We start from the raw sequence: 1,262 nt of genomic DNA on the forward strand, positions 1-1,262 counted from the left end.
GATATCCTCGAAGCCTGCCAGGCCGCGGTCAATGCCGCCGACAACGGCAGCGACTTCATCAGTATTCCGCATGACATTTTCTGCGAGTGCCCGGACGAGTCCGTCGACTACGCGGTGATGGAGAAAACCGCCGACGCGGTGGTGGTCGGTCTCGATGCCGACTGGAGCGACGTCGGCTCCTGGTCCGCCCTGTGGGAGGTCAGCCCGAAAGACGAGCAGGGCAACGTCCTCAGCGGTGACGCGTGGGTGCACAACAGCGAAAACTGCTACATCAACAGCGACGAGAAGCTGGTGGCGGCCATCGGCGTGGAGAACCTGGTGATTGTCAGCACCAAGGACGCCGTGCTGGTGATGAACCGCGAGCGTTCCCAGGACGTGAAGAAGGCGGTCGAGTTCCTCAAGCAGAACCAGCGCAGCGAGTACAAGCGCCACCGCGAGATTTACCGTCCCTGGGGCCGCTGCGACGTGGTGGTCCAGACCCCGCGCTTCAACGTCAACCGCATCACGGTGAAACCGGGCGGCGCCTTCTCGATGCAGATGCACCACCACCGCGCCGAGCACTGGGTCATCCTCGCCGGCACCGGCCAGGTGACGGTCAACGGCAAGCAGTTCCTGCTGACCGAGAACCAGTCCACCTTTATTCCTATTGGCGCCGAGCACAGCCTGGAAAACCCGGGCCGTATTCCGCTGGAAGTGCTGGAGATCCAGTCGGGGTCGTACCTCGGCGAGGACGACATTATTCGTATTAAAGACCAGTATGGTCGTTGCTAATTTTTTTCGGGACAAAACGCAGAATGACACAGTTAACATGCTTTAAGGCTTATGACATCCGTGGTGAACTGGGCGAGGAGCTGAACGAGGACATCGCCTACCGTATCGGCCGCGCCTACGGCGAATTTCTGAAACCCGGGAAGATAGTGGTGGGAGGCGATGTGCGCCTCACCAGCGAGTCGCTGAAGCTGGCGCTGGCCCGCGGGCTGATGGACGCCGGCACCGACGTGCTGGATATCGGCCTGAGCGGCACCGAAGAGATTTACTTCGCCACCTTCCACCTCGGGGTGGACGGCGGCATCGAGGTGACGGCGAGCCATAACCCGATGAACTACAACGGCATGAAGCTGGTGCGCGAGAACGCGAAGCCCATCAGCGGCGACACCGGCATGCGGGATATCCAGCGCCTGGCGGAGGAAAACCAGTTCCCACCGGTGGACCCGGCGCGTCGCGGAACCCTGCGTCAGATATCGGTGCTGAAGGAGTACGTC

General features: G+C 61.6%; 1 protein-coding gene and 1 pseudogene. Both read left to right on the forward strand.

Going from position 1 to position 1,262, the window contains the following annotated elements; translation table 11 throughout:
* Positions 1 to 771, forward strand: a 771-nt coding sequence (locus tag CWM53_RS07100; RefSeq protein WP_100750744.1) for a mannose-1-phosphate guanylyltransferase/mannose-6-phosphate isomerase, incomplete at its 5' end; no start/stop codon positions are given.
* Positions 772 to 794: 23 nt separating this feature from the next.
* Positions 795 to 1,262, forward strand: a pseudogene (gene rfbK, locus CWM53_RS07105) (O9 family phosphomannomutase RfbK); the annotation flags it as partial.

The sequence above is a fragment of the Klebsiella sp. A-Nf5 genome (genome assembly GCF_002810545.1).
Taxonomy (GTDB): domain Bacteria; phylum Pseudomonadota; class Gammaproteobacteria; order Enterobacterales; family Enterobacteriaceae; genus Klebsiella; species Klebsiella variicola.